This is a genomic window from Silvibacterium bohemicum, from assembly GCF_001006305.1.
Lineage (GTDB): Bacteria > Acidobacteriota > Terriglobia > Terriglobales > Acidobacteriaceae > Silvibacterium > Silvibacterium bohemicum.
Map to the genome: position 1 here is coordinate 560,450 of NZ_LBHJ01000020.1, position 24,335 is coordinate 584,784.

General features: G+C 59.9%; 22 protein-coding genes. 14 read left to right on the forward strand and 8 right to left on the reverse strand.

Annotated elements, in window-relative coordinates:
* The first annotated feature begins 24 nt into the window (after positions 1–24).
* Positions 25–723: a phosphoribosylformylglycinamidine synthase subunit PurQ gene (gene purQ, locus XX99_RS25450; RefSeq protein WP_050062209.1), complete on the forward strand. Its 699-nt coding sequence runs from the start codon at positions 25–27 to the stop codon at positions 721–723.
* 176 nt (positions 724–899) lie between these two features.
* Positions 900–1,709 (forward strand): tyrosine-protein phosphatase, encoded by an 810-nt coding sequence (locus XX99_RS25455; RefSeq protein ID WP_156186213.1) that lies wholly within the window; start codon positions 900–902, stop codon positions 1,707–1,709.
* A gap of 154 nt (positions 1,710–1,863) precedes the next feature.
* On the opposite strand, the gene XX99_RS25460 is transcribed toward XX99_RS25455, so the two are convergent.
* Positions 1,864–2,589, reverse strand: coding sequence for an SDR family NAD(P)-dependent oxidoreductase (locus XX99_RS25460; protein ID WP_050062211.1), 726 nt, complete (start codon positions 2,587–2,589; stop codon positions 1,864–1,866).
* A 108-nt stretch (positions 2,590–2,697) separates the two neighbouring features.
* Between XX99_RS25460 and XX99_RS25465 the strand changes: the two genes are divergently transcribed.
* The 4 genes from XX99_RS25465 (at position 2,698) to glgX (ending at position 8,817) form a co-directional block, all read left to right on the forward strand.
* Complete coding sequence (locus XX99_RS25465) at positions 2,698–4,593, forward strand: sensor histidine kinase (RefSeq protein WP_050062212.1); 1,896 nt, start codon at positions 2,698–2,700, stop codon at positions 4,591–4,593.
* 9 nt (positions 4,594–4,602) lie between these two features.
* Positions 4,603–5,043 (forward strand): response regulator, encoded by a 441-nt coding sequence (locus tag XX99_RS25470; RefSeq protein WP_050062213.1) that lies wholly within the window; start codon positions 4,603–4,605, stop codon positions 5,041–5,043.
* Complete coding sequence (locus tag XX99_RS25475; protein WP_050062214.1) at positions 5,022–6,575, forward strand: hybrid sensor histidine kinase/response regulator; 1,554 nt, start codon at positions 5,022–5,024, stop codon at positions 6,573–6,575. The genes XX99_RS25470 and XX99_RS25475 overlap by 22 nt, the downstream gene beginning before the upstream one ends.
* Before the next feature lie 103 nt (positions 6,576–6,678).
* Positions 6,679–8,817 (forward strand): glycogen debranching protein GlgX, encoded by a 2,139-nt coding sequence (gene glgX, locus XX99_RS25480; RefSeq protein ID WP_050062215.1) that lies wholly within the window; start codon positions 6,679–6,681, stop codon positions 8,815–8,817.
* Between the two features lie 90 nt (positions 8,818–8,907).
* Here glgX and XX99_RS25485 read toward each other — a convergent pair whose 3' ends face one another.
* The 3 genes from XX99_RS25485 to queF all read right to left on the reverse strand — a co-directional run bounded on the left by XX99_RS25485 (position 8,908) and on the right by queF (position 11,988).
* Positions 8,908–10,110, reverse strand: a complete 1,203-nt coding sequence (locus tag XX99_RS25485; RefSeq protein ID WP_082125964.1) for a glycosyltransferase — start codon at positions 10,108–10,110, stop codon at positions 8,908–8,910.
* Positions 10,107–11,345, reverse strand: coding sequence for a spinster family MFS transporter (locus XX99_RS25490; protein ID WP_231581618.1), 1,239 nt, complete (start codon positions 11,343–11,345; stop codon positions 10,107–10,109). Before XX99_RS25490 ends, XX99_RS25485 begins: the two co-directional genes overlap by 4 nt.
* Before the next feature lie 202 nt (positions 11,346–11,547).
* Complete coding sequence (queF, locus tag XX99_RS25495; RefSeq protein WP_050062218.1) at positions 11,548–11,988, reverse strand: preQ(1) synthase; 441 nt, start codon at positions 11,986–11,988, stop codon at positions 11,548–11,550.
* A 145-nt stretch (positions 11,989–12,133) separates the two neighbouring features.
* On the opposite strand from queF, the gene XX99_RS25500 reads away from it, so the two are divergent.
* From XX99_RS25500 to XX99_RS25530, 7 genes are all read left to right on the forward strand, one after another.
* Positions 12,134–13,372 (forward strand): efflux RND transporter periplasmic adaptor subunit, encoded by a 1,239-nt coding sequence (locus tag XX99_RS25500; RefSeq protein WP_050062219.1) that lies wholly within the window; start codon positions 12,134–12,136, stop codon positions 13,370–13,372.
* 14 nt (positions 13,373–13,386) lie between these two features.
* Complete coding sequence (locus XX99_RS25505; protein WP_156186214.1) at positions 13,387–14,391, forward strand: tetratricopeptide repeat protein; 1,005 nt, start codon at positions 13,387–13,389, stop codon at positions 14,389–14,391.
* 54 nt (positions 14,392–14,445) lie between these two features.
* Positions 14,446–15,771: a TolC family protein gene (locus XX99_RS25510; protein WP_050062221.1), complete on the forward strand. Its 1,326-nt coding sequence runs from the start codon at positions 14,446–14,448 to the stop codon at positions 15,769–15,771.
* A 138-nt stretch (positions 15,772–15,909) separates the two neighbouring features.
* Complete coding sequence (hpnJ, locus tag XX99_RS25515; protein WP_050062222.1) at positions 15,910–17,388, forward strand: hopanoid biosynthesis associated radical SAM protein HpnJ; 1,479 nt, start codon at positions 15,910–15,912, stop codon at positions 17,386–17,388.
* Between the two features lie 63 nt (positions 17,389–17,451).
* Positions 17,452–17,916, forward strand: a complete 465-nt coding sequence (locus XX99_RS25520; RefSeq protein WP_231581619.1) for a DMT family transporter — start codon at positions 17,452–17,454, stop codon at positions 17,914–17,916.
* Entirely contained in the window at positions 17,913–18,299 is a 387-nt protein-coding gene (locus XX99_RS25525) for an EamA family transporter (RefSeq protein ID WP_050062223.1), read from the forward strand. The genes XX99_RS25520 and XX99_RS25525 overlap by 4 nt, the downstream gene beginning before the upstream one ends.
* A gap of 54 nt (positions 18,300–18,353) precedes the next feature.
* Positions 18,354–18,761, forward strand: coding sequence for a carboxymuconolactone decarboxylase family protein (locus tag XX99_RS25530; RefSeq protein ID WP_050062224.1), 408 nt, complete (start codon positions 18,354–18,356; stop codon positions 18,759–18,761).
* A gap of 48 nt (positions 18,762–18,809) precedes the next feature.
* Here XX99_RS25530 and XX99_RS25535 read toward each other — a convergent pair whose 3' ends face one another.
* Positions 18,810–20,669 carry a glycoside hydrolase family 15 protein gene (locus XX99_RS25535; protein WP_050062225.1) on the reverse strand — a complete coding sequence of 620 codons (1,860 nt, stop codon included), beginning with the start codon at positions 20,667–20,669 and terminating at the stop codon, positions 18,810–18,812.
* Positions 20,670–20,702: 33 nt separating this feature from the next.
* On the opposite strand from XX99_RS25535, the gene XX99_RS27545 reads away from it, so the two are divergent.
* Complete coding sequence (locus XX99_RS27545) at positions 20,703–20,969, forward strand: hypothetical protein (protein ID WP_156186215.1); 267 nt, start codon at positions 20,703–20,705, stop codon at positions 20,967–20,969.
* Between the two features lie 43 nt (positions 20,970–21,012).
* Here the strand turns inward: XX99_RS27545 and XX99_RS25540 are convergent, their stop codons facing one another.
* The 3 genes from XX99_RS25540 to XX99_RS25550 form a co-directional block, all read right to left on the reverse strand.
* Positions 21,013–21,939 carry a phytoene/squalene synthase family protein gene (locus XX99_RS25540; RefSeq protein WP_050062226.1) on the reverse strand — a complete coding sequence of 309 codons (927 nt, stop codon included), beginning with the start codon at positions 21,937–21,939 and terminating at the stop codon, positions 21,013–21,015.
* 138 nt (positions 21,940–22,077) lie between these two features.
* A complete protein-coding gene (locus XX99_RS25545; RefSeq protein WP_082125999.1) occupies positions 22,078–23,124 on the reverse strand; it encodes a zinc-dependent alcohol dehydrogenase in 1,047 nt (348 codons plus the stop codon).
* 90 nt (positions 23,125–23,214) lie between these two features.
* Complete coding sequence (locus tag XX99_RS25550) at positions 23,215–24,321, reverse strand: zinc-dependent dehydrogenase (protein ID WP_050062228.1); 1,107 nt, start codon at positions 24,319–24,321, stop codon at positions 23,215–23,217.
* Between the last annotated feature and the right edge of the window lie 14 nt (positions 24,322–24,335).

Consider the following 24,335-nt stretch of genomic DNA (forward strand, 5'->3'; position numbering starts at 1 on the left):
CCGCGCGCCTGCTAGCCTAGAGGGATGAAGATTGGCGTTCTGGTCTTTCCTGGATCCAATTGCGATCACGATACCTATCATGTTGTAGCCGAACTGGCGAAGCAGCCGGTCACCTTCCTCTGGCATGACTCGCCGAGCCTGGAGAACTGCGACGCGATCCTGGTTCCCGGCGGATTTGCCTATGGCGACTACCTGCGGACAGGCGCGATTGCGCGCTTCTCTCCGGTAATGCAGTCGGTGAAGAAGTTTGCCGCTCAGGGCGGCCCGGTGCTGGGCATCTGCAACGGATTTCAGATTCTCTGCGAGGCGGGACTTCTGCCCGGCGCGCTGATGCGCAATGCGGGGTTGAAGTACATCTGCAAGCAGGTCCATCTGCGCACGGAAACGGTCGACAGCCCGTTCACACAGACGCTCAAGGCGGGCGAGGTGGTGAAGATTCCGATCGGGCACATGGAAGGCAACTACTTCTGCGATGAGGCAACGCTCGCGGAGTTGCACAGCGGCGACCGCGTGGCCTTCCGCTATGCAACGCCGGAGGGCGAGATCACGCGCGAAGCCAATCCCAACGGATCGCTGGATAACATTGCCGGCATTCTGAACGAGGGGCGCAACGTGCTGGGCATGATGCCGCATCCGGATCGCTCGAGCGAAGCCCTGCTGGGCTCGGCGGACGGCTTCGAGATCTTCCAGTCGCTGGTGGGAACTCTGGCAATCGCGCGCTAAGGTTCTTCGCAACAAGATTGCTGCTGTGAGCCAAGATTGATGACGAACCTTTGTAGTGCTAGCGGGGCGTTCCCTCAGTGGCTAAAGCCGCACTCCTTTTGCTTGATTTACGCACGGCCTGAAGGCCGTACCCTTCCCAATTCAAGACTTTGTCAGCAATCTGGTGAACGGTTTCTTTGTCTTTAGCCATGATCGATATTCATCACCATCTGCTGTTTGCTCTCGATGACGGCTCGCCCGACCTGGAAACATCGGTGGCGATGGTGGAGGCTGCGGCAAACGACGGCATCACGCATATCGTCTGCACGCCGCATGCGAATTCACGCTTCCTCTTTCATCCCAGCCTCAACCACGAACGCGTGGAGATGCTTCGGGCTCGCATCGATAACAAGGTGACGCTGGGGCTAGGGTGCGATTTCCGGCTCTCCGAAGAGAATGTCGAAGACGCGTTGCAGAACCCGGCCAAGTACACCATCAATCAAAAGCAGTACCTGCTGATCGAGTTCGAGGACCAGCTGATCCCGCAGAGCGCGACGGGCACACTTCATCATCTGAGCAAGTCGGGGCAACGGCCGATCATCACTCATCCGGAACGCAACAGCGCGATCCAGCGGCATCCCGAGCGCATGAAAGACTGGCTGCGCGATGGCGCGCTGGTGCAGGTGACCGCGTCGTCATTGACCGGACGCTTCGGGCGCACCGCCCAGTCGCTTGCCGAGCAGTTTCTGGACAAGAACTGGGTGCACTTCCTGGCTACGGATGCGCACAATCTGGAGTCGCGTCCGCCCAAACTCAGCGAGGCCTACGGGATTCTCGCTACCCGCTACGGAACCGAGACGGCGGAGCGGTTGTGCGTGACGAATCCCCGCGCCGTGTTCTTTGGCGAAGAGCTGGGAGCGCAGCCGGCGCTCCTGGACCTAGAGAACACGGAAGAAGCGCCAGAGAGCCATAAGAAAGGCCTTCTGAGCCGATGGTTCTCGAGCTAGCCTTCAGAATCCCAAGCGCATGGGATATTGACGCGGCTCTGCTGCAGCGCCGGCCTTTAGGAAAACTGCAGATCCCTCCACTACGCTTTGCTGCGGTCGGGATGACAATTGAGGACAGGAATCGCTGACTCAGGAGATTCTCCTGGCACAGGCGCTAAAGTCCCAGGCCGCCATCGACTCCCAGCAACTGCCCGGTGATAAAGTGCGGCCCCGTGGCGAAGAAGAGAACTGCAGCGGCTACTTCCTGCGGGCTTCCATTGCGCTGCATCGGAGTTTTGTGGGCGAAGTGTTCGTATTCCGCAGTGACCTCGCCGTTCACGATCATGCCCGGCGCAACGCAGTTGACGCTGATCTCCGGCGCGAAGGCCTTGGACATGGTCTGAGTCAGCATGTGCAAGGCAGCCTTTGAGGTGCAGTAGTGCGCGTGAGTCGCCCAGGGATGGATTCCGCCGAGCGATCCTATATTGACGATGCGGCCGCGGCTCTCTTTTAGATAGGGATGAGCGGCCTGTGCCACGAGAAACGGTCCGCGAGTGTTGGTTTCAAACATCGCATCCCATTGCTCGACGGAAATCTTTTCGAGAGCGGCGGTTTCAAAGCGGCCGGCATTGTTGACGAGGATATCGAGCCGTCCGAATCTGCCTGCCCCCTCTTCTACCGCAGTGCGAATGCTGGCGGGCTGGCGGAGATCGGCAGCTACGGCGTGGGCGCGAACACCCAGCCCTTCGAGCTCCTTCACAGTCTGCTGCGCCTCATCCGCGGACTCGCGGTAGGTAATGACGATATCTGCGCCGGCTTCGGCCAGTGCCAGAGCGATGCTGCGCCCAATCCGCTTTGCTGCGCCGGTGACGAGCGCTGCCTTTCCTTGTAACATCTGCATCAGTAAATTCTAAATGCCGCAGGCATCGTCGATGTCTATCTCCAGCCTGTAAGCAGCCCGAATAACAAACGCGGCATCGAAGCGCAGAGAGTCTGACTCATTCACCTGATGAAAGAAAAAGCCAGTGCCTTTTTGATCGGCGGAGCGTTATTCGCTGTCCTGCTGATCGTCTGCTTCAATTCCTGGCTGGCATTGCGCTCGGTCCAGGTGCTGGGCGAGGACGAGTATTGGGTCGCCCACACATGGCAGGTGATCAACGCAGTCGAGCAGGTCATCGGATCGGCCAAGGATGCCGAAACCGGCAATCGCGGCTTTCTGCTCACCGACGACGACAGCTATCTGGAGCCATACACGCGCGCGGTTCGGGAGCTGCCCGCAGAAATCGACAAGATTCAGCAGCTGACCGTCGATAATCCGCGGCAGCAGGCGCGAATTCCCGAGATGCGCGCGGTCGTCGACCAGCGGCTCAAGCTGCTCGAACAAGGCATCGATGCCAGGCGTGCCGGTGAGGGAAATACCCTTCGCCTGCTGGTGCTGAGCGGTACAGGCAAGAGCGAGATGGATCACCTGCGGAGCATTGTGGCAGCGATGCAGGATGAAGAGCAGCGCCTGCTCACGCAACGCACAGCGCGGTCGAAGACGGCGCGGGTGCGGGCGCAGTGGACGGTGCTGGCGGCAAGCATCTTCGATGTCGTCATGATCGCCCTATCGTTCTGGCTGCTGAGCCGGGAGCGCGGCTTTCGCCAGCGCGCCGATCAGGCGGCGCAGCGGCTGGAAAAACTGCAGGCCATCAGCGATGTGGGGCTGACGCAGTTGAATATCGCCGATCTCACCTCGGCTCTGTTAGAGCGGCTGCGCTCGGTCATCAACGCCGACGGCGTCGTGCTTTGCAACTGGCATGGCGGCGAACTCGAAGTGGTGAGGGGCAACGGAGTTGCGGCGCGGCCGGGACACCGTCTGCAGCTGACGCCTCAAGATCCGCTCTACATGGCGGCAATGGAGAATCGTCTGATCACCGCCTCAGGCAGCGCTGCACAGGCTATCCCGCTGGAGGGTCTGCGTAACCAGATGCAGACGGTGCTGATCATTCCTCTGACCATCGAGGGTCGCGTCGCATCCCTGCTGCTGGCGGGACGGCGCGAGGAAAATGCGTTCAAGGATCAGGACCGCGAGCTCCTCACCGTAGCCGCCGATCGCATATCGATGGCGCTCGATCGCTCCAATGCCTATGAGGCCGAGCGCGTTGCCCGGCAGCTTGCGGAGGCCAGTGCGCTTGAAGTGCAGACGCTCAACTCCGAGCTGGAAGACAGGGTTCGACTCCGCACCGCCGAGCTCGAAGCCATCAATCGCGAGCTGGAGGCATTCAGCTATTCGGTTTCGCATGATCTGCGCGCACCGCTGCGCTCGGTCGACGGCTTCAGCCTCGCACTCGAAGAGGATTTCCAGGAAGCCCTCAATGCGGAGGGTAAGGACTTCATACGCCGCATTCGCGCAGGTGTGCAGAAGATGGGGCAGCTTATCGATTCCCTGCTGCAGCTTTCGCGAATCACCCGGGCGGAGATTGTGCGCGAGGATGTGAACGTCAGCGAACTTGCGGAAGATGTAGCCCGTGAATTGCGTCTTCAGAATCTGGACCGCAATCTAGTTTTCACTATCCAGCCGGGCCTTGTGGCGAATGCCGATCCGCGGTTGCTTCGCGTGGCCCTGGAGAATCTTCTCGGAAATGCGGTGAAGTTCACCGCCAACGTATCGGAAACGCACATCGAATTCGGGCGGTCGGAGGAGACCGGCGAGTTTTATATTCGCGACAACGGCGCCGGCTTCGATATGAAATACGCCAACAAGCTTTTCATCGCCTTCCAACGGCTGCATGGCGATAAGGACTTCAAAGGATCGGGAATCGGGCTGGCCACCGTCTCCCGTGTCATCCGCCGTCATCAGGGCGCCATCCGGGCGGAGGGCGCAGTGAACCAGGGTGCGACCTTCCGCTTTACGTTAGGATAGTAAGGAATTATGGCAGACACACCGAAGACCATCCTGCTGGTGGAAGACGATCCGGATCATGAAGTATTGACCGTCCGGGCATTGCGAAAGTCAAATATCGTGAACGATATTCTCGTGGCCCGGGACGGCGAGGAAGCGATTCGACTGCTCTTCGGCGAAGGCGAGGAAACGCTGCAGGCCGTTCCTCAGCTCATTCTTCTGGATTTGAAACTCCCCAAGATCGACGGGCTCGAAGTTTTACGGCGCATCCGCGAAAGCGACAAGACGGGGATGCTGCCGGTGGTTATCCTCACCTCTTCCGATGAAGAAAGCGATATTGTGCGCAGCTACCGACTGGGCGTAAATAGCTACATCCGCAAACCGGTGAACTTCACCGAGTTTGCCGAAGCCACGAGGCAGCTGGGCATGTATTGGCTGGTATTGAACGAATGCCCACCGAGCGCCAACTGAACGATACTCCGCTCCGCGTCCTGCTAGTGGAGGACAACACGGAGGACGCGTTTCTTCTCACGCGACACCTGCAGCGCGCGGGCTACGATCCGACATTGCTGCGGGTCGAGACCGCGGAAGCCATGCGGAATGCGCTGGAAGAGCCTGCAGGCTGGGATCTGATTCTGGCCGACTATCATTTGCCCGACTTCAGCGCGCCCGCGGCGTTGGCGCTGCTGAAGTCCACGCGGCACGATATCCCCTTCATCATGATGTCGGGCGCAATCGATGAAGATACCGCGGTATCGGCGATGCGCGCCGGCGCTCACGACTACGTTGCAAAGCAGAATTTGAGGCGGCTGGTTCCGGCCATCGAGCGCGAGCTCAAAGAGGCGGAAGGGCGGCGTCTGAAACGGGATGCGGAAGCCGCTCTGCGCTTCAGCGAGCAACGCTTTCATCGCCTGGTGGAGGCCATGCCGCTGGCTCTGCTGATCAGCGACGCGCAAGGCCGCATCACCTATGCCAACGATGCAGTAGAGCGTCTTCTGGGCTATACCCAGGGCCAATTCGAGAGCGGCAACGTCACCTTGACCTCCATCTTCGGCACCCAGGGAAGCGCCTTTACCCTGACCGGAAGCGACTGGCTGCGCGACAGCAGCGAGCCCTTCGAAGTGGAGTGCATCAACGTACGCGGCGACAAAGTAGCGGTGTTGATTGGAGCCGCCGAACTGAACCCAGAGGCCGCTCCGCAACAGCGCCAGATTGCCGCATTTCTCGCCGATCTCACCGAACAGAAGCGCAGCCAGGAAGTGCTGCGGCGCACGGAAAAGCTGGCAGCCGCGGGCCGGCTCGCCGCATCGATCGCTCACGAGATCAACAACCCGCTCGAGGCGGTCATCAACTGTCTCTACCTGATGGGCCACGTTCCCTTGCCGGAGCCGGCACAACATTTTCTTTCGCTGGCGCAGCGCGAGCTGGACCGCGTGGTGCATATCACCACCCAGACCCTTCGCTTCTATCGCCAGAGCACGAAGCCGATCGAGACGGATATCCACGAACTTTTCGAAACCGTGATCACCCTCTATGAGGGCCGACTGCGCTCGCTCTGCATCGCGGTCGACCGCCGGTACGGAAAAATCCCGCCTATCGTGGCCTACGATGGAGAGATCCGGCAGGTGCTTTCCAATCTGGTCGGCAATGCTATCGACGCCATGGCCCAGCAGCAGCACGGCCGCGTGATTCTGCGAACCGCCCCCGGACGCGACTGGAAGACCGATCGCGAGGGCGTGACCATCACTCTCGCCGATACGGGAGCGGGCATGGATGCGGACACAATGAGCCGAATCTTCGAACCGTTCTTTTCGACCAAAGGCATCACCGGAACCGGGCTCGGACTGTGGGTGAGCCTTGGAATTATCAACAAGCATCACGGCAAGGTCGCGCTGCGCTCCCGCACCGGACAGAACGGCGGCACGGTCTTCCGCGTTTTTCTACCCTTCGATTCTGTGCGGGTCGAATCCGGCGAGCCTCCTCTGCTGCAAGCTTCGGCCTAAAATCGATTACCGCGCTCCCCGCGCATACGAGCAACACCGCGGCGCATCCCTGCCTCTGATTAGAGAACCTCTAAATCAATTCACAGCTGAAAGAAGAGAACGAATGACGAAACACACGCTTCTTCCAGGCAGGCCGTATCCATTGGGCGCGAAATGGGACGGCACGGGAGTCAACTTCGCGTTGTACTCAGAGAACGCTACCTGCGTGGAGCTATGTCTCTTCGCCGAAGACGGCGCGCAGAGCGACAAGATCGAACTGAAAGAGACGACGGCCTTTGTCTGGCATGGATATATTCCGGGCATTCAACCGGGACAGCGGTATGGCTATCGGGTGCACGGACCGTGGGAGCCGGAGCGCGGGATGCGCTTCAATCCGGCCAAGCTCTTAACCGACCCTTACGCGCAGGCCATCTCCGGGAAAGTGGATTGGAAGGAGCCGATCTTTCCCTATCAATTCGGAGAGAAAGATGCAGACCTCGTGCGCGATGACCGTGACAGCGCGGCGGGCGTGCCCAAGTGCATTGTTGTAAATCCTTATTTCGATTGGGAGCACGATCATCCTCTGCGCACCCCTCTATCGGACTCGATTATTTACGAGACGCATGTGCGCGGCTTCAGCATTCAGAATCCCGAGGTCCCGGAGCAGTTGCGCGGAACCTATGCCGGTCTGGCCTCACCCGCCAGCCTGCGGCACCTCAAGAAGCTGGGCATCACCGCGGTCGAACTGATGCCGGTGCACCACTTCATCAACGACAGCTACCTTGTCGAAAAAGACTTGACCAATTACTGGGGATACAACACGCTCGGTTATCTCGCGCCTGCAGGCCGCTATTGCTCGACCGGCGATCTGGGAAATCAGGTGGCCGAGTTCAAGGCCATGGTGAAGGCGCTGCATCGAGAAGGCATCGAAGTAATTCTCGACGTCGTTTACAACCACACCGCCGAAGGGAATCAACTGGGCCCCATGCTCTCGATGCGCGGCATCGACAACTCGACCTACTACCGGCTGGTCGCGGACAATCCCCGCTACTACATGGATTACACGGGCACGGGCAACAGCCTGAACGTGCGCCATCCGCAGGTGCTGAAGCTCATCATGGACAGCCTGCGCTACTGGGTGCTGGAGATGCACGTCGATGGGTTCCGCTTCGATCTCGCCTCCGCGCTGGCCCGCGAGCTACATGATGTCGATCGGCTCAGCGGATTCTTCGACATCATTCACCAGGACCCGACCCTGGCCGAGGTGAAGCTGATCGCCGAGCCCTGGGACGTGGGCGAAGGTGGCTATCAGGTGGGCAACTTCCCCATTCTCTGGGCGGAGTGGAACGGGAAATATCGCGACACGGTGCGACGCTACTGGAAGGGCGATGAAGGGCAGCTCTCGGACCTGGGATATCGCCTTACGGGATCGAGCGACCTTTATCAGCACGATGGGCGCAGGCCTTATGCCAGCATCAATTTTGTAACCGCGCACGACGGCTTCACGCTGCGCGATCTGGTCAGCTACAGCGAGAAACATAATGAAGCGAATGGGGAAAACAATCAGGACGGAGAAAACGATAACAACTCGTGGAACATGGGAGTGGAGGGGGAGGCCCACGACGAGGGCATCTGCCAAGCGCGCGAGCGGCAGATACGCAACCTGCTGGCGACGCTGCTGCTTTCGCAAGGCGTGCCCATGATCTCCGGCGGCGATGAAATCGGACGCACCCAGAACGGCAATAACAACGCCTACTGCCAGGACAATCCCACCAGCTGGTACGACTGGTCGCCGACCGAGGAGAAAGAGGCGCTGGTCGAATTCACCTGCCGGCTGATCGAGATGCGCAAGAAGCATCCCAACCTGCGGCGGCGCAAATTCTTCCAGGATCGCGCCATCCACGACTCGAATGATATCGCCTGGTATGGCACCAACGGCCGCGAGTTGAGCGGGACGGCGTGGACCTCCGGCTGGGTGCGCAGTTTCGGCATGATCTTAAACGGACAGACACTCAGCATTAGCGATGATCTGGGCAATCCGGTCATCGACGATACTTTTCTGCTGCTGTTCAACGCGCATCACGAGGCAGTGGGCTTTACCCTGCCGCTTGCTCCTGCGGGCGGACGATGGCGGGTATTGCTCAACACCGACGACCTGGTCAATCCGTTTAAGGTGGGCCACACGCGAACGCGCGTGAAAGTGGAAGGCCGGTCGCTGATGCTGCTCTGCGAGCGCAAGGCTAAGGAGAATATTCTGCCGTAGCGTGGCAGCTTGAATTCCGTGGTCTCCTACCCTTCACGATGCAGATGTGAAGGATGGGGCCACCCGGCGAGCGCTCGCCGAAAAAGCTTTTCAGCGCAGACGCCCTGCGTTCTTGCGCAGCTCGGCGAGCGGGTAGAGCGTGCCGCGCCATTGCACCCCTCCCCGCGCCAGCGTGACCACCATGGAACGTACGATCGCGTACACCACCAGGCAGGCTGCGACGGGAAAGGTGATCGCGTAGTACGTCGCAATGGATGTGTAACGGCGATAGTAGCGATAGAGCAGAACCAGCATGAGCAGCACCAGTGCGGCGGGGATGCACATGGCGAGGCCGCCGGCGCAGGCTACAAAGGGTCCCGCGCAAAATACGAAGAGCAGCATGCTGGCGATCAGGGTCAGACCCACGCGGAAGCGGAAGACGGCAAAGAAATTCTTGGTGATGTTGCGGATGATGCCGGCAAGACCGACGGCCCAACGCACGCGCACCAGATCACGTCCAAACGCGACACGCTGCCGGAATCCTTGATGCTTGACTTCGAAGCCGAAGCGCAGATCTTCGAGGACCTCCATGCGCAGCGCCTCGAAGCCTCCCATCGCGCGATAGATGTCGGCGCGAACCATGTTGAAGGCGCCAACACAGATAGATTCCTTGGCCTTCGGATCGGGGATGCGCCAGAAGCGGGAGGATATTCCGCCGATCCCTTGAAAGAAGGCCATGATCATGCGCTCGCCGAAGCTCTTCAGGATGAGCGTCGGCAGGATAACCATGTGATCGGCACGCTCCGCTTCAACGAAATTCAGAGCGCGAAGCAATGCGCCGTTATGGAACAGGATGTCGGCGTCGGTGAAGAGCAGCCAGGGTGCGGATGCCTGACGAGCGGCGAGGGCCATGGCGTGCGTCTTGCCCATCCACCCACTCGGAAGCTCGGTCACGTGCAATACTCGCAGGATCTTTCCCGCTGCTTGCGCCTCGGCCGCAATCCGTTCCATGATCTCGCCGGTCGCGTCGGCCGAACGATCGTCGACAGCGATGATCTCGATGGTCACAGACTCGATTGCCAATAGAGAGCGCAGACAGGCCTCGATCGATTCCGCTTCATCGCGGCCGGGAACGATGACCGAGATCAGCGGCACGTGCGAGGGCGGCAGAGCTTTGGCGTAGCGGTCATCCAGCAGATCGGGGATGCGCGGCAGATTGCGGAGCGCAGTCAATGTGGTCGCGGTCCATAGAAAAGCGATAAGCCAGTCAAGCGTTAGAACGACAATATGCAAATACATTTCGAAGTGGGTCACGCTTCCTTGGCGAGAGGCTGCGCGAAACGCGCGCCGGCGAAGAGAATAATTCCGGACAGCGTGAGCGTGATCAGCGTAATGCTCAGGCCGACACGCAGGTTGGTCGCGTCGGAGATTCTTCCGATCAGGTGCGGAGAAAAGGCGTCGCCCAGCGCATGGATGATAAAGAGATTGACCGAGATGGCAGTGGCGCGAATGGGCGCGGCCACCGAGTTCACGATCGCGGCGTTGAGTGGGCCGGTGCCGAGGAATAGAAAAAATTCCGCAGCGAAGGCGGCGGGAAACAGCATGCTGGGCGGCCCGAAGAGAACCAGTGCGACGAAGGGAATGGCCAGGATCGATCCCCAGGCGGAGAGCAGATAGAGGGCGCGGTGATTGCGGCGCATCCATAGCTGGGCGATCCATCCTCCCACCACCGTGCCGAGCAGGCCATCGATGACCGTCAGGCCTCCTGAGACCGTGCCAGCCTTAGCCACCGACATCGAGCCGAAGCGCACGAAGAAGGTGGGCAGAAAAGTGGAGATGCCGCCGACGGCGAAGGTCCACATGGCGAGTCCCAGTGTGGCAGCCCAAAATGCGGGATTGTGGGCAAGACCTGCAATCGTTGTCCGGTCGAGCGTCTGGGCGAGCTTGTCGGCGCTTCCCCGCTCCGGCTCGCGGACGAAGAAGTAAAAGCCGGCGGCGATGAGCACTCCAGGCAGCGCAGCGATGAAGAAAGGCATGCGCCATCCGTATTGCTGGCCGAGCACTCCGCCTAACACGTAGCCGAGAGCGCCTCCTACGGGAATCGTGACGTAGAAGATGCTGAGGACGCGGTTGCGATCGGCTTCAGGATAGAAGTCTGAGAGCAATGCGGGTGCAAAGATGCTGAAGGTCGCCTCGCCGATGCCAACCACGGCGTGTCGGATAAGCAGAGTTTCGTAGCTGTGGACCCTGGCTGTGAGCAGCGTGGCGAAGCTCCACAGCAGCGCCCCGATCACGATCAGCGGCTTGCGGGGATAGCGGTCGCCCAGCCATCCGGTCAGCGGAGCGGCGAGCATGTAGGTGAAGAAGAACGCGGTGGTCAGCAGGCCGATCTGCGCATCGTTGACGTGGAATTCCTTCTGCACCAGCGGCTGCACGCCAGGCAGGATGTAGCGGTCGATGAAGTTGAAGAGATTGAGGCAGGTGAGCAGGAACAGAGCCGTGCCTGCGGTGCGGGCCGCACTGATGCGCTGGGTGTTGGGGGTGGACACGTCGGCTGCCATGAACTGATGTGAGAATAGTGGTATCTCGCCCTATGCGCAAAGTGCGTGCGCAGGAGTGAGCATGCCAGCCATCGTCGATTCCAAACGCCAAGCTTCGAAAAGGCCAAGCCACGAGGCTTCGCTCTTAAGGCAGACTTAATATCACACCCGCACGATGATGCAGGCATGGAATTTTTCGGCGCAAATTCTGTTATCTCTTTAGCGCGAAGTTGGGGGGCTCGACAATGGGGCGCGGCCAGCGGGCTTCGACGATCGTGGAGATGCCGCCGCGCGGACGGAAGTCGCCGTGGACGTGCGCCCATACCGGACTGCAGGCCTTGACCACGTCTTCGAGGATCTGATTGACGATGTTTTCCTGAAAGATGCCGAGGTTGCGGTAGCTGAAGAGATATTCCTTCCACGACTTGAGCTCCAGGCAGAGATCGCGCGGCATGTAGCGGAGTTTGATCACGCCGAAGTCGGGGAGGCCGGTTTTGGGACAGACCGAGGTGAATTCGGGATCGTCGATGAGGATTTCGTAGGCGGGAAACTGGTTCTGCCAGGTTTCGATGGCGGGAAAGGCAAAATCCAGACCGGCCTTCGCGTGCTCATCGGTGTAGCGGGAGAGATTGGTGTTTGCAGCCGTTACCATAAAACTATTGTAAAAGACCACGGCAACCGGTGGCTTCACGAGGATGGAGGCGATATTTTGACGCCGAATCGCATCCTGATGAGTCCTATACCTGTTAGCGATATACTTACACTCGATCGACGTATTTCAGGCCTCCAACCCACGCATGGTCACGAAGAAGAGAACGAGCAACATTTGGTGGATCTGGCTAGCTGCGGCGATCGCGGTCGCGGTAGTCTTTTACCTCGTTCACTTGGCTACCAGAACGCGCGTTCCTATTCGAATCGCAACCGTCGTCCGCGGGGAGTTGAAGAGCACCACCGCGACTAACGGCCGGGTCGAACCTCAGGTCAACTACGAGGCGCACTCCCCTTTTCCGGGGACGATCAAGCAGCTTTATGTGCGTGAGGGCGACAAGGTGCCGGAGGGCAAAGTGCTGCTTTCCATGGATGACACCGACGTCAAGACCCGCATCGCGACCGCACTCGCGGCCCTGCGCAATGCCCAATCCTCATACGACTCCACCATGAAGGGTGGAACGCAGGAAGAGCGGCTCTCGCTCAGCAGCGATCTGGCCAAGGCGCAGGTCGATCGGGACCAGGCGCAGCGGGACGTGAATGCGCTGCAGAAATTGCAGCTTACCGGCGCGGCATCGGCCAATGAGGTTGCCGCGGCGCAGCAGCGCCTGGCGGCTGACGATGCCTCCCTGCAATCGCTCCAGCAGAGGAAGACACAGCGATACGATGAGGGCGATGTGGCCCGCGCGAAGAGCGTTTTCGCAGAGGCGCAGGCTGGATATTCCGCCGCACTGGAGCTGTTGAAAGAGTCCAATCCGCGCGCTCCCTTTGCGGGCACGGTGTATTCGCTGCCTGTCTCGCGCACCGAATATGTGCAGCAGGGCGACAAGCTGCTGCAGATGGCGGACTTGACCAAGATGCAGGTGCGGGGCTACTTCGACGAGCCGGAGATCGGCAAGCTGCAGATGGGCCAGCCCATCACCATCGAATGGGACGCTCAACGGAACAAGGTATGGCATGGCCACGTGGCACGGGTACCTTCAACCATCATCACCTATGGAACGCGCAACGTCGGCGAGGTTCTGGTGACGCTGGACGACGCCGATGGCGCTCTTCTTCCGGCGACCAACGTGCGCATTACGGTCACCATTGCCAATGAGAACAACGCGCTGAATATTCCGCGCGAGGCGCTGCACACCGAAGCTGGGCAGGATTACGTATATCGAGTGGAGAAGGACGTGCTGCACCGGGTAGTGGTGAAGATTGGAAATATCAATCTCACGCAAGTAGAGATCACAAGCGGCTTGAAAGAGGGCGACGTGGTCGCGCTGGGCAGCACCAACGGACAGCCGATCGGCAACCGCGTGGCCGTCGTGCCCATACAGTAGGCAGAGAATCAGCAGTGAAGTCGCGTTTGTATGCAGGAATCATTTTGGGTCCGGTCATGGCATTGACCGCGGCCGGCTGGTGTGCGGGCATGTCACAGGAGGCAGGCGATGCGGCGCGAACGGCGCTCAATCGCGGCCAGGCCGATGACGCGCTCCGGCTGCTGGATACCGCCCTCCAGGAGAATGCCTCCGATGCCGAAGCCTTGAATTTGCGCTGCCGGATGCTGTTTGCGGAGCAGCGATGGGATGAGGCTATCGGGGCGTGCGAGCGTTCGGTGCAGATCGCGCCGGGCAGCAGCAGTTATCACATGTGGTTGGGCCGGGCATACGGAGAAAAGGCAGATCGCGTGAGTTTTGTGACGGCATACAAAATGGCCAAGCGGATCCGGGCCGAGTTCGAAGCGGCGGCCACGCTCGATCCGCATAATGGTGACGCGCTCTCCGATCTCGGACAATACTACGTCGAAGCGCCGGCATTTCTGGGCGGCGGCGAAAATAAGGCAGAGGCGCTCGCTGCGCAGCTCGATGGCTTTGCGCCGGAGCGATCTCACGAGTTGAGGGCGCGCATCTTCGAGCAGAAGAAAGATTACGTGGGTGCGGAGAAGGAATTTCGCGCCAAGATCTCGGCTGCCTCTCATGCTTCGGGCAATGCGGCCCAGGCCTGGATGGATCTGGGAAGCTTCTATCGGCGAAGAGCGCGCTGGGACGAGATGCTGGCCGCATTGCAGAGCGGAGCGGTCGCAGCCAGCGCCGATCATGGCTCGGCATTGGCCGATGGCGCCTCGACGTTAACCAAAGCCAGCCGCGAGCCGGAGCTGGCATCCGCGTGGATGCAGCAATATCTTGGTGGCAATGCGCTGAGCGAAGAAGCTCCGGCGTTTGTGGTGCACACCGAACTCGGCAATCTGTATAAGCGCCAGGGCGACCAGCAGCGGGCGGAACATGAATATGCCGCGGCCCGGGCGCTGGCTAGCGGATTTGCTCCAGCACAACAAGCCAAGACGAATACAGGTCGTTAAGACCCGCATCTGCCGCCGGACGGTAAAATCGGTTTTGCCTTTGCAGTGAGAGGGATGGCGTTGAAGAGACAGCTCGGCTATTGGATCGGGATTGGTGCGCTGCTGGCAGGACAGCAGGCGAGCGCCCAGGTTTCCCTATCCACCGTCGTCGATCTGGCGGTTCGTAACAGCACGCAAGTACACATCGCCATGGCGAATGTGGAGCGTGCCCTGGCCGGCCTCACCGAGACGAAGGACGCCTATCTTCCCAGCTTCGTGCTGGGATCGAGCCTGGGATACTCTTACGGATTTCCGGTCGGACAGCCTTCGGTTTACAACGTTGGCTCCCAATCGCTGATCTATTCCTTCTCACAGCCCGATTACATCCGCGCCGCCCATGCATCATTAAGGGCCGCCCAGCTCAGCCTGAAAGATGGCGAGGAGCAGGTAGCTCTGGATACGGCCCTGGCTTATGTCCAGCTCGACAACGACCTGCACGAACTGGCCGCTCTGGAAGAAGAAAAAGGCTTTGCCGAAAAGCTGGTGGAGATAGAACAGCAGCGGCTGGAGGCCGGAGTTGACGGGCGCATGGAGTTGACCAAGGCCGAGCTGACCTCTGCGCAGGTGGACGAAAAGCGGCTTCACATCGAGGACGACGCCAATCAGCTTCGGCAGAAGCTGGCGCACCTGAGCGGCCTTCCTGCTACGAACCTGACGACCGAGGGCAAAAGCATTCCGGCAGATCCCAATATTCTGCCCGATAGTCCGGGCGAAAACCGGGCTGCTTCGAGTGCCTCGATTCAGGCCGCGTACGAAACCGCGAAGTCGAAGGCCGAGCTCTCCTTCGGCGATGCGAAACAGAACTACCGGCCGCAGTTCGCCTTCGGCGCCGAATACAATCGCTACGCCAAGTTCAATAATTACGCAGAATATTACCTTCGTTTCCAGCACAACAACTTCGATATCGGCGTGCAGATTACGATTCCCCTCTTCGATGCCAGCCGTCGCGCCAAGGCGCGCGAATCGGCGGCCGAGGCGGTTAAGGCGACCTCAGAAGCCGATCAGGCAAAGAATCAGGTCAGTGAGCAGGTGTTGTCGCTTCGCCACAGTATCGACGAGCTGAAGGCGCAGCGCAGAATCGCCGCGCTGAAGAGCGATCTGGCCGGGGAACAATTGGCCGCAATCCAGACACAGATGCAGAACGGCAGTGGGTCGCCGAATGCTCCGCAGGTCTCGCCAAAGGATGAGCAGCTGGCTCACATCCAGGAGCGCGAGCGCTATCAGGATGCCCTCGACGCCAGCTTCCAGGTCACCAGCGTGGAGCTGAACCTTATGCGGTCGCTGGGAGAGATTCAGGACTGGGTCCACTCCAGCGCGCCCAGGACGCAGGTTAACCCCTGATATTGCCAATCATTGGCCCACGGTTGCGGAATCCTGGGTCAAGTCGGCATCCTGTGCAAGTACCTCTACCGATACTGCAATCCAGGCCCCAAAAGCGGCTTCAACCCTACGCAAAGTGATAAAATTACGGTTACTGACATGCCTCTGAAAACACTGTTTTTGAACCCACCCTCATTCGAGAATTTTGACGGCGGCGCGAGTTCGCGCTGGCCTGCGACGCGCGAAATCGAGTCCTATTGGTATCCGGTCTGGCTGGCTTATCCGGCTGGCATGCTGGAAGGCTCGCGCCTGCTGGACGCGCCTCCGCACCATGTCACCGCGCCGGAGACCATCGAGATTGCCAAGGGGTTCGATTTCCTGGTGCTTTTCACCAGCACCCCCGGTTGGACGGGCGATCAGAAGCTGGCCGAGGCGATCAAGAAGGCCAATCCGAATATTCGTGTGGCGTTCGTCGGACCGCCGGTCACCACGTCGCCGGACCGCGCACTGAATGAGTGCCCGACCATCGACTTTGTCTGCCGCCGCGAGTTCGATTTCTCCGTGGTGGAGTTTGCCAACGGCAAGCCGCTGAATGAAATTCTCGGCATCAGCTATCGCCAGGACGGCAAGATCGTGCACAATCCCGACCGGCCGCAGGTGGAAGATCTGGACGCCATGCCGTGGGTCACAGACATCTATAAGCGCGACATGGACGTGACCAAGTACAACGTCCCGTTCCTGCTGCATCCTTATGTTTCGCTCTATTCGACGCGCGGCTGCCCGGCGCAGTGCACCTTCTGCCTTTGGCCGCAGACGCTCTCCGGCCACGCCTGGCGCAAGCGCTCGACCGATGATGTAGCGGCCGAAATGGCCCACGCCAAGAAGCTCTTCCCGCATGTGAAGGAATTCTTCTTCGACGACGACACCTTCAACATCCAGAAGGCGCGCACTGTCGAGCTCTGCGCGAAGCTCAAGCCGCTCGGACTCACCTGGTCCTGCACCTCGCGCGTTACCACCGACCGCGAGACGCTGAAGGCCATGCGCGAGGCCGGCTGCCGGCTGCTGATCGTTGGCTACGAGTCGGGCGATCCGCAGATCCTCAAGAACATCAAGAAGGGCGCCACCGTCGAGCGCGCCCGCGACTTCACCAAGGACTGCCACGATCTCGGTCTCACCATCCATGGCGACTTCATTCTCGGCCTGCCCGGCGAGACCAAAGAATCGATCCGCAACACCATCAACTTCGCCAAGAGCCTGGACGTCGAGACCATTCAGGTTTCGATTGCCCACGCCTATCCGGGAACAGAATTCTACGACTTCGCCCGCGAGAATGGCTTCATCGTGAACGACGGCCAGATGGTCGACGACGAAGGCCACCAGCTGGCGCACATCGAGTATCCGGGACTGCCCAAGGAATACGTTCTGGAGATGGTGCATCGCTTCTACGACGAGTACTACTTCCGTCCCAAGGCAGCGGCGCGCGTAGTTTGGAAGGCCATCGTCAATCGCGATATTCCGAGACTTTATGCGGAGTCGAAGTCCTTCCTGAAGCTGCGTGCGCAACGAAACAGGGTTGTGAAGCAGGCCAAGTCGGATTCGACAGCGAAGACCACAACGCCGGCCAACGCCGGAGTTTAGTCCGCGATCAGTGATACGAACGGCCAGCCATTCACGCTGGCCGTTCCTGTTTATGAGCAGTAGATGACCAAATCGACGATGACATTCCGGCGCTATGTGGTGCTAGGCGTGGTGGCCGTGACCGCTCCGCTTGGCGACACGCTGTTGAGCGCGGGGATGGAAAAGGTCGGGCCGGTTTCGCTGCACCATCTCTCCGCTCTTATCTACGCGATACAAACGCCGCAGATCCTGCTGGGCATCGTTCTCCTGATCGCCTTCTTCGCATCGTATCTGGCTTCCCTCTCCTGGGCCGACCTCACCTATGTGCTGCCGGCGACCTCCATCGGCAATGTAATCGTCGCCTTGCTCGCGCGGTTCTGGCGGCATGAGCAGATCTCGCCGCTGCGCTGGCTGGGAATTCTGCTGATTACGGCTGCCGTCGGCTTTGTGGCACAGGGACCTTCGTACACCGAAGTCGAGGAGAAAAAGCCGGTTCCTTGCGAGATTTCGCCTGAGTCTGTCGGCACACCAACGAGGCAATCCTCATGATTCAACATGGATGGGCGGACGCCGCCATGATCGGGGCTATCGTTGTCTTCGCCACCATCGGCGATGTGTTGATCGCAGCCGCCATGCGCGCCATCGGTGACCTGGATGACATCAAGGCTGCGCGCGGGCTAGGCGGAGCTATCCTCGCCGTGCTGGGCAGCGTGCGCTTCGTCTCCGGCGTCTTCTTCATGGCGCTCAGCTTCTTTTCGCTGCTCTTCGCGTTGAGCCACGCGGATCTAAGCCTGATCGCGCCGGCTTCTGCATCGCTGACGTTTGTAACGAATGCGGTGGCGGCGAAGATCTTCCTCAAAGAAAATGTCGACCGGCGCCGCTGGATTGCGGCGGTCTGCGTCTGCGCTGGCGTCATCCTGATGGCGCACTGAAGCTACGCTCGTCAGGCTCGCGAATCTCGATCATTGCAATGGAGGATTACTCAAGTGGCTACCGTAAAGCTCTGGAGCGATGAGGAAGTCGCTGCCGTTCCAGCCGTAAAAGCTGTGTTCGACGATATCCGCGCCACCCGCAAGTCAGATTTTGTGAACAATTTCTGGCGTGCTCTCGCGAACCAGCCCGCTCTTCTCGAGCGAACTTGGTCGAGCGTCAAGCAGGTCATGATTGAGCCTGGCGTGCTCGACCCGCTCACCAAAGAATTGATCTACATCGCGGTGTCTACGGCGAACAGCTGCAGTTATTGTGTTCACTCTCATACCGCCGCGGCGCGAGCCAAGGGCCTGTCCGGCGAGCAGTATGCGGAGTTCCTGGCTGTTATCGGTATGGCCGCGGAGACAAATACTCTAGCCAATTCCATGCAGATTCCTGTGGATCGTGAGTTCCTCCTCGGCTAAGCGCGGCACTCGATTCGAAACAACCTCATCGAGTGCCGCGGGAAGACCTCACCGCCACGGCGTGTTGTCTTTCCCCGACAAGGCGCGATCGAGATAGGAAGCTGCGCTGATCAGAGCGAGATGAGTGAAGGCCTGGGGAAAATTCCCGAGGTGCTCGCCGCTCGATCCCAACTGCTCGGAGTAAAGCCCGACGTGGTTGGCGTAGCCAAGCATCTTGTCGAAGAGCAGCCGCGCTTTATCCACCTGGTGCGAGCGCGCGAGGCACTCGATGAACCAGAAGGAGCAGGCGGTGAAGCTGCCCTCGCCGCCACGCAGTCCATCCACCGGCGCATCGACGTTGTTGTAGCGATAGACCAGGCTGTCTTCGGTGAGATATTTCTCGATCGCATCCATTGTTGAAAGCCAGCGGTGATCTGTGGGACTGATGAAACGCATCAGCGGCATCAGCAGCACCGACGCATCGACCGCTTTGCCGCCCTTGAACTGCACGAACGATTGCAGATCCTCATTCCAGAAGTTGGTGTGAATGTCGTTGTAGATGGTGTCGCGAATCTCCCGCCATTTCTCCACCGGCGCGGCCAGCGATCGTTTTTCGGAGAGCCGGATCATGCGGTCGAAAGCGACCCAGCACATCAGGCGCGAGTGCAGAAATTCGCGCGCTCCTCCGCGAACCTCCCAGATGCCTTCATCCGCTCGCTGCCAGTTTTCGGCCAGCCAGCCGAGAACTCTCTGCATGTTCTGCCAGCCGCGATAGGAGATGCCGTCGCCATACTTGTTCGCGAGATACACAGCGTCCATCAGCTCGCCATAGATATCGAGCTGCAGCTGCTGATACGCCGCGTTGCCGATGCGCACCGGTTTCGAATTTTTGTAACCGCACAGCGAATCGAGAATCTCCTCTTCGAGCTCCTGCCGCCCATCCGGGTGATACATCACCTGCAGCGGTCCTCGCTGCGCATCGTCGTGGAGACGGTCTCGTATCCAATGCGTGAAGCTGCGCGCCTCTTCGACGAAACCGAGGCGCATAAAGGCGTACAGGCTAAACGACGAGTCTCGCAGCCAGGTATAGCGATAGTCCCAATTGCGCTCGCCGCCCACGCGCTCCGGAAGACCGAAGGTGGGCGCCGCGATCAAGGAGCCGTATTCGACGCTGCACATGAGTTTCAGGATTAGCGCAGAGCGGTTGACCATCTCGCGCCAGCGGCCTGTATAGTTCGAGCGCGCAATCCACTTTCGCCAATAGCGGGCGGTCTCCTCAAAGCGCATGTTTACGCTGTCGGCATCCAGGCTCGCCGGCCCCGTCTTCTCTTCTTCGTCCACCTGGCCAAAGGCCAACATGGCGGTCTCGCCGGCATTCAGAGTGAAGGAAGCAACCGCATCGCTGCCATCGAGCTGCATCGGGAAGGTCGCATGCAGCGCCATATTCGAACATCCCGCCGATTCCGGCACAAAACAGATGCCGCCCTTTTCCAGATGAGCCGTGTGCGCGGATCGAGCATAGTTAAAGCGCGGTGCGCAGCGCATCTCGAACGCAACCTGCCCCTTGATGACACGAAGCATGCGCACGATGTGATGCCCGTAAGGATGCTTGTCTTTTGTTTCCACCACCGGCATGAAGTCGGTGAGTTCGGCGACGCCATCCTCGGAAAGAAAACGGGTGAGCAGGATGTTCGTTTCCGGCAAGTAGAGCTGCTTGATGCGCATGCCATCTTTGACCGGCGCCAGGCGAAGCGAGCCTCCGCGGTCGGGGTCAAGCAGAGCAGCGAAGACGGTGGGTGAATCGAAATTCGGGAAGCAGAGAAAGTCGATGCTTCCCTCGACGCTCACCAGGGCGACGGAGCGCATGTTGCCGATGACGCCATAATTTTCAATGGGCTGAAAGCGCGAGTCCTGCTCGGTCTCTGACATGTCACCGGGTTAGATGTGCCGGACGAGGAAAGGTTGATCGCCGAAAAAGATGTTTCCGACCGCATCGATTCAGGAAGTGGAATGTATCCCGGAGCTGAAGTCATCCTTATAAGCTCAAAGCGGCACGACTGGAGTCGTGCCCTGATACGAGCCATTCGTGATATGGCTTCGCTCCGCTGGCATGATTTTTTAAATTCAAAATGCGGGCGCAAACACAAGATTGATGATCGTACAGGCAAACTACAGGTCCTTCGACTCGCTTCGCTCGCTCAGGATGACAACTTCCGAGAGGGAGTTTGAGTATCGGACAAAACCATACAGCCTCCAGCGGGGAAACCGTGGCTCAGCTACCCCTGATGCGATTGAAGAACGATTGCGCCATGCCGCAGGCCAGTATCGACAATTTCTTTGCCGTCGAGACCTGGACGCGCTTCGCGAAGACCTCGTAATTGTGCCGCTCGATCTCCTTGAGCAGGCAGTGGTAGATCGAGATCAGCACCCAAAGCGCGGGACGGGCATCGGCCGAGATAAGCGGCAACAGCGCGCGGCCGGATTCGTAATAGTGTTCGGCACGTTTTGCCTCCATCTCCAGCAGTTCACGCGGATTCAGCGTGAGATGGCCCTTACCCTGCGCCAACTTGCTTAGATCCTGTATAGAGACGGAGTGGCTCTCGAGATCTTCCAGAGGAAGATAGACTCTTCCTCGCTCCAGATCCTCGCGCACATCGCGGAGGATATTGGTGAGCTGGAAGGCGATGCCAGTCTCTTCGGCGAGCTTCTCCGCGCCGGGATCGGTATAGCCGAAGATGCGGATGCAGACCAGTCCCACGACCGAAGCCACCAGGTAGCAGTAACGATAGAGATCGTCGAAGGTCTCATAGGTGTCGTACTGCAGAGGATGAACGGAGTCTGGCTGATCGCGATGCAGATCCATGGCTGTACCTTGAACCAGCTGATCGAGGAGCTGCGATGAAATCTGAAAGCGGGCCTGCGCATCGGCGAGCGCGATGAAGACAGGATCGGCTGTCGGCTCACCTTGTGAAGCGTGGTGCCACGCATCGATCCAGGCGGCCATGCGATCGCGGCGCTCCGCTATGGGGAGCGATTCGTCGTCGGAGAGGTCGTCGGCGTGGCGCATGAAGGCATACACCGCGCAGATTGCGTCGCGCTTGGCGCGAGGCAACGCGACGAAGGAGTAGTAGAAATTCTTGGCTTCGCGCCGGGCAATCTCTCGACAGGCCCGATACGCGTCTTCGACGGAAGGATTCACGCGGCCGATCTTCCCGCTGCTGTCGCCAGCTTCCCTCCCAGAAATTTCTCTGTGTGAGCGTGCCGCGACCGCGCGGTCGAATCCTGTTTCATGGTATCTGTAACCGTTTCTGGGCTCATTTATTCCTACGGATGATTCCTACGGGATGATCGCGGTCTTGATGTCGCCCAGCCCGTCCTGCCGCGAGCGGTTCATAAGTCCGCGCAGAACGCCATCGAGGTCGGCCAGCGGCGCACGGCCGGTGATGGTCTCACGGCAATTGAATTTACCGCTGCTGATCAGCTCGAAGGCGCGGCGCGCCGTTCCCGGCGTGTGATGGAAGCTGGCCTTGAGCGTGATGTCGTGATAGTGCAGCCGGTTGGTATCGAGCTCGACTTTGGTGCCGGCTGCGGGGCCGCCGAAGAAGTTCACCGTCCCGCCCTTGCGCACCATCTCCACCGCCCACTGCCAGGTTTCGGGAACGGCTACGGCCTCGATGGCGATGTCGACGCCGCGGCCTTCGGGAGTGAGTGCGCGCACCGCTTCAATCGGATCGTCGACGGCGACGGTCTGCACCACATGCTCGGCGCCAAAGGTGCGGGCGGCTTCAATCTGCTCATCGTGCTTCACTACGGCGATCACGCGCATGCCCGCCAGCTGCGCCGCGTGCATGAACATCAGCCCGATGGGTCCGGCGCCGATCACGGCGAGCAGGTCTCCGGGCTGCGCATTGCTCTCTTCCAATCCGCGCAGGACGCAGGCCAGCGGCTCGGTGAGGGCGGCATATTCGAAGGGAAGCTCGTCGGGAATGAGCAGCGTGTTCTTGGCAACGATGCGCGCCGGAATGCGCAGGAACTCGGCGTAGGCTCCGTTATTGAAGAGCAGATCGTCGCAGAGATTCTGCTGACCGCGCAGGCAGAAGTAGCAGGCGTCGCAGGGAGCCGAGTTCAGCGCGACGACGCGGTCGCCGGGCTTGAAGCAGGTCACTCCCGCGCCAACCTCATGCACCGTTCCGGCCAGCTCGTGGCCAAAGGGGATTGGCGGCTGCAGCATCTTGGCGTGATAGCCGCGGCGATAGACCTTCACGTCCGTGCCGCAGGTGAGTGCGGCGTGTACACGGACGACAATTTCGCCCTCATCCGCCCGGGGTATGGGCAGGCGCTCGATGCGCAAATCCTCGCGTCCATAAAGGACCGCGGCTTTCATCTCCGGGGCCATCTGTCGTCTTTCGTACTCGTATCTATTTTCTCAGAGTTGCGGCATTCCGCGCCGGGCGTTCTGTTCTGGGGATGGGAATTAAGGCTCGATAAAAATTTTCATAGATCCAGCCGTGGGGTGGGAGGCGACATCGATCGCCTCAACTGCGTTCTCCAGGGAAAAACGGTGCGAAATCAAGCGAGTGAGGTCGAAACCATCATGATAGCCCTCAAAGACCAACTTCGCTCCCTCCTCCTGAATTTCAACCGAGGCGCTGTAGGAGCCGAGCAGGGATTTCTCGTCCATACAGATGGCGGCCGGGTCGACCATAGCATCGCCATGTTGGGTTTGCGCAAAAAGCAGGACACGTCCGCCGGGCCGCGCCGCGTCCATGGCGGTTTTGATGAGGGCGTCCACGCCCACGGCAAGGATGACGGCATCGGCGCCGCGGCCTTCGCTGGCCGCGCGGGTAGCCGCGATCACATCCGACTGCCCCGAGAGGATGGGATGCTTCAGGCCATAGGTTGCGGCGACAGCGTGGCGCTCGGCATAGAGGTCGGACGTCAGGACCTTGGCCCCGGTCCGTGCAGCCAGCGCGGCGAGCAGGATGCCGATGGGTCCCTGGCCGATCACGAGAACCGTTTCGTCCGGCGCAAGTGACAGATTTTTTATGGCCTTATAGCAGGTGTTGACGGGCTCCACGAACGCCGCCTGCTCGAAAGGAACGCCATCGGGAATCTTGAGGAGGCCGCCCTCGACGATCCAGTCCATGACCCGCACATACTCGGCAAAACCGCCGCCGGAGGGCTCGAAACCTGCGGCGCATCCGACCTTTTTATAGACCGGGCACTGCGCGAAGGTTTTTTTGCGGCAGTAATAGCAATGGCCGCAGGGGATGTGGTGGAAGACCATCACGCGGTCGCCGACGGCGAAGTTTCGCACGCCCTCACCTACCGCGGCGATGGTTCCGGCCGTCTCATGGCCGAAGATGCGCGGCGCGGAGTGGGAGCCGGTGTGGATCTTCTTGAGGTCGGTTCCACAAACGCCGCAGGCGGCGACGCGGATCAGGACTTCGCCCCGTCCGATCTCGGGCACGGGAACCGTTTCTACGCGCACGTCATTCACGCCGCGGTATACGGCCGCGCGCATGGTTGCGGGGATTTTCTCCTGCCCCGCCGAATACTTTACTGCTGAAACTGTCGCCATAAATGCTCTTTAGA